7 protein-coding genes and 2 pseudogenes are annotated in these 17,854 nt (G+C 40.9%); 6 read left to right on the plus strand and 3 right to left on the minus strand.

Annotation, left to right across the window (positions count from 1 at the left end; translation table 11 throughout):
- The 3 genes and pseudogenes from N8A86_RS05870 to xylA all read left to right on the plus strand — a co-directional run bounded on the left by N8A86_RS05870 (position 1) and on the right by xylA (position 6,206).
- On the plus strand, positions 1-3,252 hold the full coding sequence (locus N8A86_RS05870) for a VCBS repeat-containing protein (protein WP_273568201.1): 3,252 nt from the start codon (positions 1-3) through the stop codon (positions 3,250-3,252).
- A gap of 143 nt (positions 3,253-3,395) precedes the next feature.
- A pseudogene (locus N8A86_RS05875) lies at positions 3,396-4,879 on the plus strand (xylulokinase).
- 1 nt (position 4,880) lies between these two features.
- The gene (gene xylA / locus N8A86_RS05880) at positions 4,881-6,206 is read left to right on the plus strand and encodes a xylose isomerase (RefSeq protein ID WP_273568202.1); all 1,326 of its coding nucleotides are present in this window, start codon (positions 4,881-4,883) and stop codon (positions 6,204-6,206) included.
- A 72-nt stretch (positions 6,207-6,278) separates the two neighbouring features.
- On the opposite strand, the pseudogene N8A86_RS05885 reads toward xylA, so the two are convergent.
- Positions 6,279-7,930, minus strand: a pseudogene (locus N8A86_RS05885) (solute:sodium symporter family transporter).
- Between the two features lie 258 nt (positions 7,931-8,188).
- Between N8A86_RS05885 and N8A86_RS05890 the strand changes: the two are divergent.
- Together N8A86_RS05890 and N8A86_RS05895 are read left to right on the plus strand one after the other, a co-directional pair.
- The gene (locus N8A86_RS05890) at positions 8,189-9,544 is read left to right on the plus strand and encodes a vanadium-dependent haloperoxidase (RefSeq protein ID WP_273568203.1); all 1,356 of its coding nucleotides are present in this window, start codon (positions 8,189-8,191) and stop codon (positions 9,542-9,544) included.
- A 12-nt stretch (positions 9,545-9,556) separates the two neighbouring features.
- Positions 9,557-10,396, plus strand: coding sequence for a hypothetical protein (locus tag N8A86_RS05895; RefSeq protein ID WP_273568204.1), 840 nt, complete (start codon positions 9,557-9,559; stop codon positions 10,394-10,396).
- A 38-nt stretch (positions 10,397-10,434) separates the two neighbouring features.
- Here the strand turns inward: N8A86_RS05895 and N8A86_RS05900 are convergent, their stop codons facing one another.
- Positions 10,435-14,049 carry a metallophosphoesterase gene (locus N8A86_RS05900; RefSeq protein ID WP_273568205.1) on the minus strand — a complete coding sequence of 1,205 codons (3,615 nt, stop codon included), beginning with the start codon at positions 14,047-14,049 and terminating at the stop codon, positions 10,435-10,437.
- Positions 14,050-14,204: 155 nt separating this feature from the next.
- Here N8A86_RS05900 and N8A86_RS05905 point away from each other — a divergent pair, with 155 nt between their 5' ends.
- A complete protein-coding gene (locus tag N8A86_RS05905; RefSeq protein ID WP_273568206.1) occupies positions 14,205-15,407 on the plus strand; it encodes a Pycsar system effector family protein in 1,203 nt (400 codons plus the stop codon).
- Here the strand turns inward: N8A86_RS05905 and N8A86_RS05910 are convergent.
- Entirely contained in the window at positions 15,404-17,776 is a 2,373-nt protein-coding gene (locus N8A86_RS05910) for a GAF domain-containing protein (protein WP_273568207.1), read from the minus strand. The two genes, N8A86_RS05905 and N8A86_RS05910, sit on opposite strands and share 4 nt — an antisense overlap.
- Between the last annotated feature and the right edge of the window lie 78 nt (positions 17,777-17,854).

Raw genomic sequence — 17,854 nt, forward strand, 5'->3', positions numbered from 1 at the left:
ATGAGAAAACTTCTTGGCCCTACTATACTCACTTTACTTACAATTATCGGATGTACCGAGACAAAGAAGGAAGCTATTGTAGAAAAAGCAGCCATCTATTTTAATAGCGTGCCGTCGGATAGTAGTGGCATCACTTTTTCTAATGCCCTTCATCATGATGACGACCTCAACATCATCGAATATCTGTATTACTACAACGGAGGTGGCGTGGCCATAGGCGATATCAACAATGACGGTCTAGAGGATATATATTTTACGGGAAACCAAACATCCGACAAACTCTATCTCAATTTGGGAAACCTCAAATTCAAGGATATTACTTCGGAAGCGGGCCTTTCAGAAGACGATACCTGGTCAAGCGGGGTGACTATGGCAGATATCAATAACGATGGCCTATTGGATATCTATGTTTCCAAAGTAGGAGATTATAAAAGTTTAAAAGCACATAATTTACTATATATCAATAAAGGCGACTCTAAATTTGTAGAATCTTCAAAAACGTATGGACTTGATTTTTCAGGTCTATCGACCCAAGCGGCGTTTTTCGATTATGATGTTGATGGCGATATGGATATGTATCTGCTAAACCATTCCATTCATACACCTAGAAGTTATGGCAATACTGATTTACGTAAAATCCAAGATTCGCTTGCGGGTGACCATTTCTATGAAAATAAATTGAATGAGGGATTAGCGAAATTTACCGATGTTACGGTGGCCTCGGGCATTTACAGCAGTGCCTTGGGGTATGGTTTGGCCCTTACCGTTTCCGATATTAATGGCGATGGCTTTTTGGATATCTATGTAGGAAATGATTTCCACGAAAATGATTATTTGTATATAAACCAAGGGGATAAAACATTTAAAGAATCTATTGCAGATTATCTAAACCACACGACCCGTTTTACCATGGGAGTCGATATCGCCGATATTAACAATGACCTCCATCCGGATATTTTTTCTTTGGATATGATGCCCTTCAACGCGGAGATATTTTTAAAGTCGGCAGGGGAAGATTCCGACAAGATCAGCCAGATAAAGAAATCCTTCGGTTTTGAAGACCAATATGCGCGAAATTCATTTCAGCTTGGGGGCGAAAACGGGAAATTTTCAGACATCGCCCTCTTGACCAAGACCCATGCAACAGATTGGAGCTGGTCGCCGTTAATCCAAGATTTTGACAATGACGGTTTAAACGATATTTTCATTACCAATGGTATCTACAAGCGACCGAATGATCTCGATTATATTAACTATATCAGTACTATCGACTATGCGAAATACGATACGAACGAACAAAACGAAATAGAGAAAAAGCTGATCGAGAAAATGCCGACGGTCAATATTCCGAATGTAATCTTTCGAAATAACGGCAACTTGGAATTTGAAAAGCTTTCTGAAACATCGGGTTTAACACCTTCCTATTCGAACGGTGCAGCCTATGCCGATCTAGACAATGATGGCGATTTAGATGTAGTGGTAAACAATATCAATGAAAAAGCTACTTTGCTTGAAAATGAAAGTGCCAATACTGGGAATAATCATCATGCTTCCTTTTTGCTAGAAAGCAACGAAGAGCATAAAAACCCCCACGGCTCAAAACTATATTTGTACACTAACGGAAAATCTTTTGTTAAAGAGCTTGTTGCCGTTAAGGGGTTTCAATCCTCATCAACACTACGTTTGCATTTTGGCTTGGGAGCCGCTAGCAAAATCGATTCCGTAAAAATTATTTGGCCTGACGGTAAAGCACAGGTCGAGAAAGATTTGGCCATTGACCGGCAACATACCATTGTTCGTAAAAACGATTTACTGACGATCAATCAAAAAGGAAATGAGACTAACGCTATGTACGATTACTTTCCATTTATCCATATGGAAAATCAATTTTTTGACTACGATCCTGAAAGCCTGATTCCCGAAAAACTATCTACGGAAGGGCCTGCCTTGGTACAAGCGGATTTTAACGGAGATCAGCTTGAGGATATTTTTATAGGTGGCGCCAAATACCAGTCCCCTGCCCTATTTTTTCAACAATCTAACGGTTCTTATATCGAAGACAAAAATAGTGTACTTCGCAAAGATATCATTTATGAGGATGTAGACGCCACCGCCTTTGATATTGAAAACGACGGCGACCTTGATCTTTACGTAATGAGTGGGGGAAACGACAAAATAGAAGGAGACCCACATTTGGAAGATCGCATTTATGTCAATGATGGAAAAGGAAATTTTAAACGGTTGGAAATTCCGCTTTTAAAATCCAATGGAGGTAGTGTTTCCGCAGCCGATTTTAATGGTGACGGCTATGACGACCTTTTTATCGGCAACCGATCAATGCCCGGTGGATATGGCATCTCACCCATGAGCTATATTCTCAGAAATGATGGAACAGGCAAATACATCATTGGCCAGCAAGAGGCTATTGGCATGGTTACCGATAGCCAATGGGAAGATGTCAATAATGATGGTCTTTTAGATCTTATCATCGTGGGGGACTGGATGCCAATTACGGTGCTGATCAATCAAGGGGATGCCACATTCTTGAACGAGACCGAGAAATTCGGACTTTCAAAAACAAATGGTATGTGGAACACTATCGAAATTGGGGATTTCGATGGTAATGGCCAACCCGATATACTAGCGGGTAATGCTGGCCTAAATTTTAAAATGAAGGCTTCGGAAGAGTATCCAGTAAAACTTTATCTCGACGATTTCGACGATAACAAACAAGTCGACCCGATTATTTTTTACGATTTCTTCGGAAAAAATGTCCCCTTCGCCTCAAAGGACAAACTGACCGCTCAAATACCATCGCTTAAGAAAAAATTCTTGAGCTATACCGATTTTTCCAAAATCAATTCCATTGAAGATTTGACCGGAAAAGCGAAAGAAGAAATTCTAGAAACCAAATCGATTTATGAACTTCGTTCGATGGCTTATATGAATCTGGGCGAAAAGACTGAGGCCATTCCCTTACCGAAAGTAGCCCAAATGAGTACCGTCGAGGATTTTGAAATCATCGCTAACAACAAAATAGCCTATGTTGGTAATTTTTCAGGCTATACCACCGAATTGGGGCAAAGTACTGCGAATTCGGGTGGCATATTATCAATAAAAGGCAGTCAAATCATAGATGAGGAAAATCTTCCTTTGCCTAACGCCTTGAATGCTAGGAGGATTGTTAAGTTACCGGATGGGTCTTATTTAGTGGTTTCGAGCAATGATAAGTCGTTCATAATCCAATTATAGTAGTATATATCAATGGTTGTGCTTTCCGAATACAGTAAGAATTAAAGTACTGTTCTTTTATAATTCCAAAATCAAAATGTCATTTGCTACATCAAAACAAAAACGATAACTTGGCTTCTCTTTAAAATTTTTATCAAAAAAATATGTATTCCATAGGGTACGATATCGGAAGTTCTTCCCTAAAAGCTGCGCTTGTAGAAACTGCAACAGGCAAAAGTGTTGCTGTCGTAAGCGAACCGAAAGTGGAAATGGAAATGTTGGCCTTGGAGAACGGATGGGCCGAGCAACACCCCGATGATTGGTGGAAACATATTTGCAACGCCACGAAAAGGTTGTTATCGGAAAATAATATTGAGGCCAAAGAGGTTACCGGAATCGGAATTTCCTATCAAATGCACGGCCTTGTTATTGTTGATGCGGAGGAAATCCGCTACGACAATCCATCATTTGGTGCGATAGCCGTGCGGTCGAAATCGGGCAAAAGGCTTTTGACCATCTTGGCAATGAAAAATGTGCCGAACAATTGTTGAACTCTCCCGGTAATTTTACCGCTTCGAAATTGAAGTGGGTGCAGGAAAATGAGCCTCAAATTTATGCCAAAATCAATAAATTCATGTTGCCGGGCGATTACATCGCATACAAATTAAGTGGTAAAATCTGCTCCACTATCGGTAATCTTTCAGAAGGCATTTTTTGGGATTTTAAAAACAATCGCATCGCCAAGTGGTTGCTGGATTACTATAGCATCGACGAAAAACTGGTTCCAGAAGTTGTGGATACTTTTTCGGTACAAGGCAAAGTATCGAAAGAAGGTGCCCAAGCATCTAGTCTTGCTGAGGGCACACCCATTTTATACCGTGCAGGCGATCAACCGAACAATGCACTTTCCCTCAATGTTTTTAATCCAGGGGAAGTCGCTGCGACCGGTGGAACTTCCGGGGTTGTTTATGCCGTAACGGAAAGTCTTTCTAGTAAGGAAAGTACCCGGGTCAATAATTTTGCGCACGTAAATTATAAAAATGAAAGTGCCCGAATCGGTAAACTTTTGTGCATTAATGGTGCAGGAATCCAATATCGCTGGTTGTTGAACAACCTAGACGTCGATTCATATCAAGAAATGAATGACCTTGCCGCAACTGTACCCATTGGGTCCGACGGAGTGACCATTCACCCCTTTGGAAATGGAGCGGAACGCATGCTCAACAACAAGACTTTGGGTACGCAAATGTCAAATATCAATCTAAACAACCACAACAAAGCACATTTATGCAGAGCAGCTTTGGAGGGCATTGCCTTTTCTTTTGTTTACGGAATGGAAATTTTAAAATCAGATGACATTGAAGCAAGCGTGATACGCGCCGGAAATGACAATCTCTTTCGTTCGGATATTTTTTCCAACACCATCGCAACACTTATCGGGCAAGAAATAGAAATATACAATACCACCGGAGCAATAGGTGCAGCACGCGCCTGCGAACTGCACAAAGGTGATTTCGATAGCTTCGGGAAACAAATTATGGGAAACGATTATGTGATGGGGTTTCAGCCATCCGAAGAGAAAAGCGCTTATGAGAAAGCGTACCGTAAATGGAAAAACGAATTGCAACAATTATTAAAAAACAACTAATATGGCACTCATAGGAGACAAGGAATACTTTAAGGGAATCGGGAAAATCAAATTTGAAGGCAAAGATTCCGATAACCCGTTAGCATTTAAATATTATAATCCGGATCAGGTGGTTGCCGGGAAGACGATGCGCGATCATTTTAAATTTGCCATCGCTTATTGGCATACCTTCTGTGGGCAAGGCGCCGACCCGTTCGGACCTGGTACCCAAAATTTTCCATGGGACCAACCTTCTGATGCTGTTGAAGTGGCCAAGGCCAAGGCCGATGCGGCATTCGAATTCATTACCAAAATGGGTTTTGATTATTTCTGTTTCCATGATTTCGATTTGATACAAGAAGCGTCGACATTCGCCGAATCGGAAAAAAGATTAGCGACCATTGTCGATTATATCAAAGGTAAAAAAGCAGAATCCGGAGTTAAATTATTATGGGGAACTGCCAATTGCTTTTCAAATCCGCGGTATATGAATGGAGCATCGACCAATCCTGATTTTGATGTTTTGGCACGAGCTGGTGGACAAATAAAGTTGGCCTTGGATGCCACTATGGAACTTGATGGTGAGAACTATGTTTTCTGGGGTGGTCGCGAAGGGTATATGTCACTTCTAAATACCGACATGAAACGCGAGTTGGATCATATGGGACGATTCTTGGGTATGGCACGTGATTATGCACGTGGACAAGGTTTCAAAGGTACTTTCTTTATCGAACCGAAACCTATGGAACCCATGAAACATCAATACGATTTTGACTGTGCTACCGTGGTAGGGTTTTTACATCAATATGGACTTCAAGACGATTTCAAATTGAATATTGAGGTCAATCATGCCACTTTGGCCAACCATACGATACAACACGAATTGGCCATTGCCGCGGCACATGGCATGTTGGGAAGTGTCGATGCCAACCGTGGCGATTACCAAAACGGATGGGACACGGATCAATTCCCCAATAACATAACCGAAGTAACTGAAGCCATGTTGGTTTTCTTGGAAGCAGGTGGACTTCAAGGTGGTGGAATTAATTTCGACGCGAAGATCAGAAGAAATTCAACGGATATGGACGATGTCTTTCACGCGCATATCGGTGGGGCCGATACATTCGCACGAGCCTTGATTACTGCAGATAAAATTATTTCTTCTTCATCCTATTCCGAACTTCGTAAAAAACGTTACGGTTCCTTTGATTCAGGAAAGGGCAAGGATTTTGAGAACGAAAAACTGGATTTCAAAGACCTGTACGAAATCGCAAAAGAGAACGGGGAATTGGAACTTCAGAGCGGAAAACAAGAACTTTTCGAGAATATTATCAATCAGTATATCTAGTCACATCGAGCGCAGGCGAGATGCTTTCGTGAAGTTCTAGACTCCGCTCGAACTGACGTATTTGTGATTAGGTCACTTCGCAAAATAGATATAAATACCGATTACGATAACAACTACGGCAATGCCCACTTGTTTCACATATTTGTAGGGTTCAATAGAAACCTGCTTTGTATACTCTTGCACGTATGGAGTTTCCCTAGGCGCAAATTTACCGATAAGCAGCATAATTCCGATGTTCATCAAAAATAGAATTGCCATTACGTGCAAATAATGCGGATAGGCATCGGCTTCGATCAATTTTAAGGCTGCCTCATCGGTTATCCCTGTCGCTTTTGCTTCTTCCAAGGCACCATTGACATATTTAGGCTGTAGCCAGAACTGACTGATGATATAAAGGATGGAACCCGATATAATTCCGATTTTGGCCGCAATGGCAGGCACTCTTTTAGTCATGTACCCAACCACTATAATTGTTAAAATAGGTATGCTATAAATACCATTAATTTCTTGCAAATAATTGAATAAGCTTCCGGCATTGGCAATCATTGGCGCTATGAACATGGCGGCCAAAGCCAAACAGACACCGAAGATTTTACCATATTTGACCACCGTACGTTCAGATGCCTCTTGATTGATGTGCTGTTTGTATATGTCGATTCCGAACAAGGTAACCGAGCTATTGAGAACACTGTTGAAAGAACTCAAAATGGCTCCGAACAATACCGCTGCGAAAAAGCCCACCAATGGTTTTGGCAATACGGCCCTAACCAATTCGGGGTACGCAAGGTCGCTAGTCGCAAGTCCTCCTTCGAAATAATGATACGCTATCATTCCAGGTAGTACCAAAATCAATGGGCCCAATATTTTCAAGAATGAAGCTAGTAACAATCCTTTTTGGCCTTCTGCCAAGTTTTTTGCTGCCAAAGCCCTTTGAATAATCTGTTGGTTGGTGCCCCAATAGAAAAGCTGCACTAACATCATTCCTGTAAAAATGGTAGCGAAAGGAACCTCTTGACCTGTCTCCCCTGTAGAATCGAATCTTTCAGGATTGGTGGACATCAAAGCATCAAGACCCTCTAAAACACTGCCATCACCAATGGCCATCAATCCGAAAATGGGTATTAAAAATCCGCCGGTCAACAAACCTATGGCATTAATACTGTCTGAAACCGCAACGGCTTTTAGGCCCCCGAATACAGCATAAATTGAACCAATAATCCCAATTCCCCAGATACAAATGACCAATGCAGTCTTATCGGAAACATCCAAAAGTTCGGGCACATTAAACATGCCACTAATGGCCACCGAACCCGAATACAATATGACCGGTAAAAGTACAACGACATAACCTGTTAGGAAGAGCCCCGAAGTAATTGTTTTCGTCGCAACATCGAACCTTTTTGCCAAGAATTGGGGAATAGTGGTCAACCCTCCCTTTAAGTATCTGGGCAACAAAAAAACTGCGGTGACAACCATGGCGATTGCCGCAAGGGTTTCCCATGCCATCACTGACAGTCCATCCTTATAGGCACTCCCGTTTAATCCGACGATTTGTTCCGTGGAGAGGTTAGTCAATAATAGAGATCCGGCTATAACCCCAGCGGTAAGACTTCTTCCCCTAAAAAATATCCATCGGAAGAGTTTTCATCGGTTTTTCTTGTAGCAAAATAGGATATTATGGCTACCATTAATGTAAAGCCGACGAAAGAGAGGATTCCCAACATTTTTAATCTGGTTTGATTATTTCCCCTAATATATTGGTTTATTTGATAAAATGAGAACAGGGAATAGATTTTTGATCGAATGTTTCTAAAGAAATCTATTTCAGCATCACTTTCACGACTACAATATTTGTTAATATATACCCAACGGACTGCCATTTATATGGCGCTGTCTTGAAAAATGCAGAAAATAGCGTAAATTTGCAGGCACTAATTTTTTGGCCAAAAGCCTATTTTGCCAATTTTAAATATCGAGAACCGATGAGGAAGATTCTTTTATTGATTGCCACGTTTTCGCTGTTCAACGCATGTGTCACTGAAGATAAGAATGAAGCGATTACCATAACCCCGGACGAACTGCATGCATCTGTTGACAAGGTGACCGAGATCATGATCCATGATATTTTCTCTCCTCCTGTGGCTAGCCGCATTTTCGCGTATCCGAATATAGCGGCCTATGAGATAATATCTTTAAATAATGATCAATATCTCTCACTTGAAGGTCAGGTTGAGCAATTGGGAGCCATACCAAGGCCCGACAGTACTCAAAACATCAATTACGATCTTGCTGCGTTGGTAGCCCATATGGAACTTAGCAAACGATTGATCTTTTCAGAAGACCGAATGGAGGCTTTAAGGGATAGCCTGTATCAAGGTTGGGAGTCTAAAAATGCACAAGTGTTCAATGACTCTAAAACCTATGGACTGAAAGTGGCCGATTATATTGGGGAATGGATGAGTAAAGACAATTATAACCAGACCCGTACCATGCCTAAATTTACGGTGGACACGGACGATATTACCCGATGGCAACCTACACCGCCCGCCTATATGGAAGGTATCGAACCCCACTGGAACAAAATAAGACCTTTTGTCATCGACTCGGCGGGCCAATTCAAGCCCGAGCCTCCGCCTCCATTTTCAATGGAAGAAGGTTCTGATTTTTACAAAGAGTTAAAAGAAGTATATGACATTAGCAATAAGATTACGGAGAACGGAGATGAATCGGAAGAAGTGAAAATTGCCCAGTTCTGGGACTGTAATCCCTATGTCTCGGTAACACGTGGCCACTTGATGTTCGCGACGAAAAAGATAAGTCCGGGTGCGCATTGGATCGGTATCGCGAAAATCGCTGCCAAAAAAACCGACAGCGATTTTGCCAAAACAGTTTATACCTATACCAAAACATCAATTGCCATCGCTGACGCTTTTATAAGTTGTTGGGACGAAAAATACCGTAGTAATTTAGTCCGGCCAGAGACACTCATTAACCAACATATCGACGAAAACTGGCAGCCCGTGCTACAGACTCCGCCATTTCCTGAGTACACCAGTGGTCATTCTGTCGTTTCAGGTGCGGCTGCCACAGCGTTGACCGATATTTTCGGTGAAAACTTCTCTTTTGATGATGATACCGAAGTTGCCTACGGACTTCCCATTCGCAGTTTCACTTCATTTACAGTAGCTGCCGATGAAGCCGCTATCAGTAGAATGTACGGTGGCATACATTATCGCAAGGCCGTAGAGGTAGGCGTTAAACAGGGTAGGGACTTAGGTAAATTCGTAATCAACAACCTTAAAATGACCAAGGATAAAGATTTGGCCGATAATAGGTAGTGCATGCAAAAAATGCGATTTCTTTTATTGGTTTTTTGTCTATCCGGTTGCTCCAGTTTCGGTCAACTGGAATTCATTACCAAGCTTCCACATGAATTAAAGGAGAATTCAGGAATTGCCTATTTCGATAGCGAACTTGCATGGTTTATAGAAGATAATGGCAACAATGACAATATCTACCAAGTCGATTTTGATGGAAACATCAAAAAACAATTTGAAGTTAAAAATGCCAAAAATCACGATTGGGAAGACTTGACCACAGATGATAATGATAATCTCTATATCGGGGATTTTGGAAACAATGACAACGACCGGAAAAACCTCGTGATCTACAAGTTGCCGAATCCTAACATTGAAGGTGGCGATAAGATTGACGCAGAGCAAATAGAATTTAGATATCCCGAACAAGAGGATTTCCCTCCTAACCGGGCAAAAATGAATTTCGATGCAGAAGCCTTTTTTTATTACGATCAACAGCTTTACATTTTCACGAAGAACCGGTCCAATCCATTTAACGGGGAGGCCTTTATTTACAGTGTACCAAGTGAAAAGGGAGAATACGAAGCTAGGTTAATAGGAAAAATCAAAACATGTACCGATTGGGACACTTGTCAAATTACTTCTGCAGATATTTCGCCCAATGGAAAAACTATTGTGCTTATGGGCTATGGAAAATTATGGGTGGTGTCGGACTTTACTTTTGAAGATTTTTCGAAGGCGACCATTGAAGAAATTGATTTTGGTGTACGTACCCAACTGGAATCGGTCTGCTTCAAGAACGATTCTACCTTATTGCTTTCCGATGAGGAAACGGGTAATGAAGGACGGAATCTCTATTCTTTTAAATTTTAAAAAGATTTACCTAAGTGACGGTGACAAATAGGAATTTGTCAAAAACCAAAACCGAGTCCGAACGAAAAACGGGGGCCGTCGGCACTTTGGAATAATGCAATGCGTGCCGAGAGTATATCTGCCATGTTCATAAAGAAACCTCCACCGTACGAGGTATGCCATCGTTTTGAAAAATCATCCGCTTGCCACACCCGACCGTAGTCAAAACCTCCGTAAATTCCGAAAGTTGCCGGTAAGATGCCGGTTCTTCCCCTTCCGAAACTCAACCTTAGATCGGTATTCTGATAATATGATTTTTTTCCTGTGAAGCGTTGGTTCCGAAAACCTCGGAGGCCATCCGTGCCACCGATACTGGCGGACTGATAAAATTCATACCCATCCCCAACATTAAAGTGTGCTTTCCATTTTGTGGCCAAAACCAACTTTCCATTCGGAACAAGCTTGTAATCAAAAGATAGTGAGGGTATGATATAGCCAAAGCTTCCTCCAGAATTGGTTACCTCCGTTTTATACCCTACATGAAGGGAAGTCGCCATCCCCATGGTAGGAAAGGCGGCATTATCTGTATTTTCATAGGTATATTGCCCATCCAGTCCAACAAAACTTTTACTACTATCTTCATTGTTCGCGACGTAAAAAGTATTGATGAAGCGATTTTCGGTCTCTTCCACTTCGATGGCCTCATACGAGATTCCCGTACGTATTTTACTTCCCAACTGACCCCGCCATACCAATGAAGGTGAAAACCGCAACGTCTGTAGACGAACCCTATTATAGTCCAATCCAAGATCATCATCAGGGTTTTGCGAATTATTGTCGAAACCGAAAAAATTGATGGCGTAATTGGGACTGGTAAAGCGGGAAGCAATTTCTAGATTGGCCTTCTCACCAATATTTGCGAACTCACCCTTATACGATATATCGAACCCACTTGTAGCAAAATAATAGGAAGCCCCAAAGGTATGTTGTTGCGTAAACGGATTCTGCCGAAATCCATTAAACGTATATGTATTGCTGATTCCAAGGCTTAATCCATCATCGGGGTTGAAGCCTATTTTTGGAAGTAGCTGATTGGTACTACTTCTAAATCGTAACGGGTTATAGGTGTTAACTTCGTAATTATCCGTTAGGCGGACCTTAGCATTTTTTATATTCTTAAGAGTGTTTTTCTTGGTTTTATAATCATAAACATAAGTGTTACCATTGCCATCCACTTCATAAACATCATTGTTCTGGCCACCAATTAGCCTAACCTTAATTTTATTTTTCTTTTTTCCCTTAACAAAAAATCGGTCGTCATCGTCGAGACCATAGACCCATACTTCTTTTGTAACATCTTCCTTGAACTTTCTATGAAAGAACTTTTTCTTTCGTTCACCATCAATGATGCGATACGCACTTACCTCTACGGAATGGTCTTTGTTCTCAATTTCGAACCAATCATCTTTATCGGTGCCCGATACAACGGAATATTTTTTAATGATTCGATAGTACTCATCGGCCGTCTGGTCGATAGTGGCGATACGGGCCAGGAGTATTTTCTTAATTTGATCAATGGTCTCATCACGAACTTCCGGTGGAAATGCCTCAAAAGCCTCATTAATAACTTCTAGCGTAAGGTTCTCTTGAATGAACTTTGCTTGCTCTGACCAGTCTTCTCTTTTTGTCTCATTAAAAAGAGCTACATCAAGCACGTAGGTTTTCGGCGAAGAATTGAAGCCCTCAACATTTCTGATATTTTCATGAAACCCCTCCATAATACGTAAACCGGGAATCAATCGGGTTGCTACGTTCATAAATAGTCCATCTCCCATATTCGAAAATACTTGATCACGGTCTCGGGGTACTGGCCGATAGATAACTTTAGAAGAATTTTTCTTTTTAAACTCTGCCCAGCGCCATTGGTCGACATGACGGTCCCAATCGCCCAAGACCATATCAAAAAGGCGTGCACGCAGATACATTTTTGAATCTACTTCGTATTTCTCATCATACCGTAAATTATCTAGCATGGCATCGGTACTTTTAAGCTCATTGCTAAGCCCGAAACTGGCAAGATCGCCGTGGCCATCGCCCGCATGCTCTTCTATCATATATAGGGCATTGCCAAAGTCGGTATTGAAATCTTCCAATGCAGGTTGTTTTGGCACATAAAACAATACCGGATTGGTATGATAAATGCCAATAGCATCTGAGAGTCTGCCCACGGTAAATGGAGCGTAGGGATGTGCACCCGTATAAAAATCCAACAAGAACTCTTGTAAATAGCTGTCCTGAAGGTCATCAATTAGGTATTGGTCTTGGAACACCATCGCCTGCAGGTACAGTTCTGATACCTTTCGTAATGCCCGCATCACATATTCCTTACCGCTCTTATGCCTCAGGCGTAACGATTTTGATTGATGGCCGCCTCCCTTTCTGACAGGTTTCAAACCTCCGAACAGGGTATCAAGGTTTACCGTTGGGGCCTTTATTTCAGTACCATAATACTTTCGATATCGCTCACCCCAGAGCTTTTTGAAAAAACCGCTCTTATCTATTTCTTCAGAAGCATAAATTGAAGCCGAAACTTCAGTAGGGAAAGAATCTTCATATTTTTCTTCATTAATGCCACGTTCAGGAGGTAATACCTCGCTTGTAAATAAGAACTCTTCTTTTTCGTCATCGTTGACACCGTAAAATCGAACTTGTGATGATCCGTCGGTATACACTTCCAAGGTTGCATATCCTCTTTTTCCGGTGGAAAACCGACTGCCGTTTAAAAGCCTGGTCGCCCCTTTTTTAGCACCAGAACCGCTTACGATTTGGGGCGTACTATTTTCAACGATATATTGAAGGGTATGTTCATGCCCTGAAGTCAATATGACCTTATCGGAATACTGCGCCAAGGTCGTTAAACGCTGTTTAAGTTCTCTATATCTTTTGTTCTGTGCATCTTCGATGGAAGCGCCTGCCGTTCTTCGGAGCACATTTATAAATGTGCCCAATATGGGCATTGGGCCAATTTTTCCCTTAGGATATAGATGTCTCTTTGAAGGGTATTGACCCCCATGCGGACCATAAGTAAACATGGGGTGGTGCATGGCAATTATGGTAGTCTTATCTTCGTTCTTCTTTATTTCACCCTCAAGTTCTTCAAAGAACTTTTCGCGGCTCTTAATTTCACATTTATCATTGATATCGGGGCGTTTGTTCCAATTGGTCAGAAACCATTCCGTATCCAGGGCGATAATTACAATTTTATCGTTTACTTCGATGGTTTCAATAGGACATCCATTTTCGGGGGAAAAAGCCTTTTTGCTGTCAAGAGCCTTTTGAATATACTCCTGTTCTCGTTTAAGACCTTTCAAACCTTCGGTATACCAATCATGATTTCCGGGGATGAAAAAGGGATGCCCTTTAAAATTCTCCAACGTATTTAGTTGAGCATCGAGATGGCTCTTTGCGGTTCTATACACAATGGTAGAATCTTTGGGATCTGGAAGTCCTGAAGGGTAAATGTTATCTCCCAAAAAAATAGCGGTACTATTCTCATTGGCATGATCTAATCTTTTCTTGAATATCTTTAATGCAGGATTCATTCCACCCATGGGCGAAAGGCCCGCATCCCCAATCAAATAAAACGTATGTGAGATTTTTTTATCGGTATCCACATCATTTTTACCTTGTTCACCAGCATATTTGGTTTTATAGGTGGCACAACCCGTAAAAAAAGAAGGACTGCGATAAGCGCAAAATGTTTATTTATATGAATACCTTTCAAAATCAAAATTTTGTAATTTGGGAGACTTAACAAATAAAATAGACTATGTCAGATTTGCTATCAAAAACCGAAGAATTTGTAACCGACTTGCTCGTGAACGAACTTGATAGCAATTATCTCTATCACAATCTCAGGCACACCCAAAGAGTCGTTAAAAGTACTAAAGAATTACTTGATGCGCATGACCTTAGCGCCAAAGAAAATGACATTATCACCTTAGCGGCATGGCTTCATGATGTCGGTTATACGAGAGGTACCGAAAACCACGAGGCGAATAGTTGTGAAATAGCGAAAGAATTTTTAAAAAAAGAAGGGTATGAAGAAAAGGCGATAGAAGAAGTCTGCGCCCTAATCATGGCGACTAAAAGAGAACATGAGCCCAAAAACCTGAAGGAAGAAATTATTCGCGACGCAGATTCATCACATTTCGGTCAGAACAGCTACGCAGATACTTCCGAAATGTTACGACAAGAACTTTCACTTCTGGGCATTGCCGATATGTCGGCCAAAGAATGGAGAACCTCAAATATCAAGATGTTTCAGACAGAACATCGTTTTTACACCGACTTTGCAAAGAAAAATTGGCAGGAGGGAAAAGATAAAAATCTTAAAAAGCTCGTCAAAAATCTCAAAAAACAAAAAAAGACACGAAGAAAGGAAGAACTCAAGGTTAAACTTAAAAATCAAAGTCCGGAGCGAGGTATACAGACCATGTTTCGGGTCACGATGCGCAATCACCTTAAGTTAAGTGATATTGCCGATACGAAAGCGAATATTCTGCTTTCGGTAAATGCTATAATCATATCGATGCTATTGACGAACCTGATTCCGAAATTGGATAATCCGAGTAACGACTATCTCATTTATCCGACCGGTATTTTCGTGCTTTTTAGTATTGTCTCTATGGTCATGTCGGTATTGGCTACAAGGCCCAATGTCACCAGTGGAGAATTTACCAAAGAAGATGTGAAGGACAAAAAGGTGAATCTACTTTTCTTTGGTAATTTTCATAAGATGAAATTACTCGACTATGAATGGGCTATTCAAGAAATGATAAAAGACCAGACCTATGTTTATAAAAGTCTGACCAAGGATCTCTATTTTCTTGGGGTAGTTCTAGACAAAAAGTACAAGTTGCTACGCTGGACCTACACCATATTTATGATTGGCATCATTCTGTCAACTATCGCTTTTTTCGTCGCATTGAAATATTTCGGCCCGGAACGTATTATTGAGCTACCCACTTAGTCTTGTAGCTCTTTTAATAAATCTTCATAGGTATAGGTTTTCTCCGACTTCTGTTCGGTTTTGTATAAGATTTCTGCCCGAATCGCCTTTAGGCCAGAGACTCCCTGTAATCCCTGAAGTTCTACAATTTCGATATTATCAGTAAAATATCCTTTCGACTTCAAAAACTTGATATATCTCAAATATTCAAGTTCATCAGATTTTTGAGAATATACCACGACCATTTTGCCGGGGTGGGTAAGGCGTTCTTGTGAGCCCTTGATGAACGATTTATCGATTCGCTTTTTGATAATCTCATAGCGAGCATTGTAAGTGCCGTCGACATCGAAACGCTTCTCGTCCATTCGGAAACGTATTGAAAGTGAGGTATTGTACACCAAAATCAAAGAGGCCACATCGAGCGGAAGGGGCAATCCGGTCTTTAGTTGATAATGAGCATTTTCCATTTCGCACATTACTTGAAGCTGCCATAACCTAAGGTTGCTCAGATAAATAGGGTCGTAACTATCATCAACTACGATTGAATTTCCTATATACAGATTGTGCTCAATACCGTCTGTTTTGTAGCGTTCAAAATAGTGGGGAAACATGGTTTGAGCATTTTCTTGTTTCTTGTCCAAAATAGAAACCAGCTCTTGATTGATCATCATGACACTTTCGTCATAATTTCTGCGATGGTCATAGTACGAATCGGTACCCATGTCAATTTTCGACTCATATTCAAGTACGGCTCCTTTCAAATCGGCAGTACCCTTTTTCAAGTGCTTAAAAACCGGAGTAATCTCATCCGCCACGAAATTGAAAATTGACTGCTCACTGTTCGTATGCAATACCTCCTTAATATCGTCGATATGGTTGTTTACTCTGAATATCAACTCTTCATAAATAGGCAATCGGTTTTCTGCCAAAGCATGCTCCAGAACCACATTGATTTCAGAAAGCTGGATCATCAAATCAGTTTGAATGGCCTTGTTTCGGGCCTGGGAAGAATTTTTCACGTCTATCTGCCCATATAAGGGTATAACATCCTTAAAGACAATTTCTTTAAATGTTGGTTGATGACCTTGAAGACTATCTTTGATGAATCGTTTAGCTTCTTCCTCAAACCTCCAATACACTGAAGTGTGAACCGAAGTACATTCATTCTGTATAACTGCATCGATGAGGTTTTCTTCTTCAATTTTTGATCTTAGCACTGCCGCTACGATATAGGGCATAACATCATCCAATTTTTTTGCATTGATGCCGTTTAGAACGCCCTTTGTTCTTGAAACTATCTCTAGAACCCCTAACAATTTTCCCTCAGAAGCAATAGGGGCAAAAATGGCACTCTTTATACCCTGCTCCTTAAGACCTTTATAAGGAGGCATGCCTTTGGACATTTTATAGTATTTGTCTACGTCGCCAATCGTAAAATAGGCGTTTTCGTCCAACAATTTCTTGTACGAATTTTGACAAAGCGCCTCGTTGCATATTTTCACATCCAGTCCGTTTAGAATGAAACTATGTATTCCCTTACCATAAACCGGTTCGAACTGGTCGTCTTTAGGATTGTAGGTAACAAAGCCTACTTGAATATCTTGTAACCTGAAAAAGGATCGAAAGGTTTGCTGTAGCCCGACCATGAAATCATCGCTACCCCTTTTATTGCTGGCAATAAGTTCTGATTTTATTTCTGAAATCGAGTGTTCGGCCGTAACGTCGAACATATTTGAAATGACGAATCCTTTTGAAATAAAACTTTCGGGAGGGATTTTTTCCATCCACAAATCAATTTTATTCGGATTTTCCAAAAGCTCATCGACATCTTCTTGCCTGATTTTCTTTGATTTATCAGTGGGGATAATCTCCAAAAAATCGGCATTGTACAGAATTCGATAATGATGCATTATTCCTTTAGCATCGGGAATATCATAAAAAAAAGGACGGCTGAAATCAAGCCTGAAACCGTAATGGAAATTTAGGATGACTATACATCCCATAATGTAATCGATACCCTCCTCTTGATTTCTAATGACAGGTTTGAAATCAGGCCCGGCATTCTTAATGATATTTTTGAACCGTTCCGAAGAGTTGAAAACAATATCGTAATAGGGCAAAGAAGCGGCCTTTATCTCATTTTTGGTCAAGACTTCGGCAAAACTATCCTGCAAAATCAAGGCAATTACATCTTTGTATTCATCGAGCAACTCGACATCTTCAAAACCTTCCCTTAGTTCGGGATACTTTTTTTGAATATTGAGAATATATTTTGCCCTTTCCGCCAAGTACTGGTTTTCGCTTTCGGCCATATCATCATAATGCCTCAACAATTTGTCGAAACTGATAAGATGTCTTAGGGGCATTACTTTGTCCTTACCTTTCATCATGGCCTAATTGGTCTCCATTTTCCCGATAAAATTACAAAACGAAAACTAGTTTTTTTGTTAAAGAAAAGAACAATGGAT

The sequence above is a fragment of the Maribacter halichondriae genome (genome assembly GCF_027474825.1).
In the GTDB taxonomy this organism is placed as follows: domain Bacteria; phylum Bacteroidota; class Bacteroidia; order Flavobacteriales; family Flavobacteriaceae; genus Meishania; species Meishania halichondriae.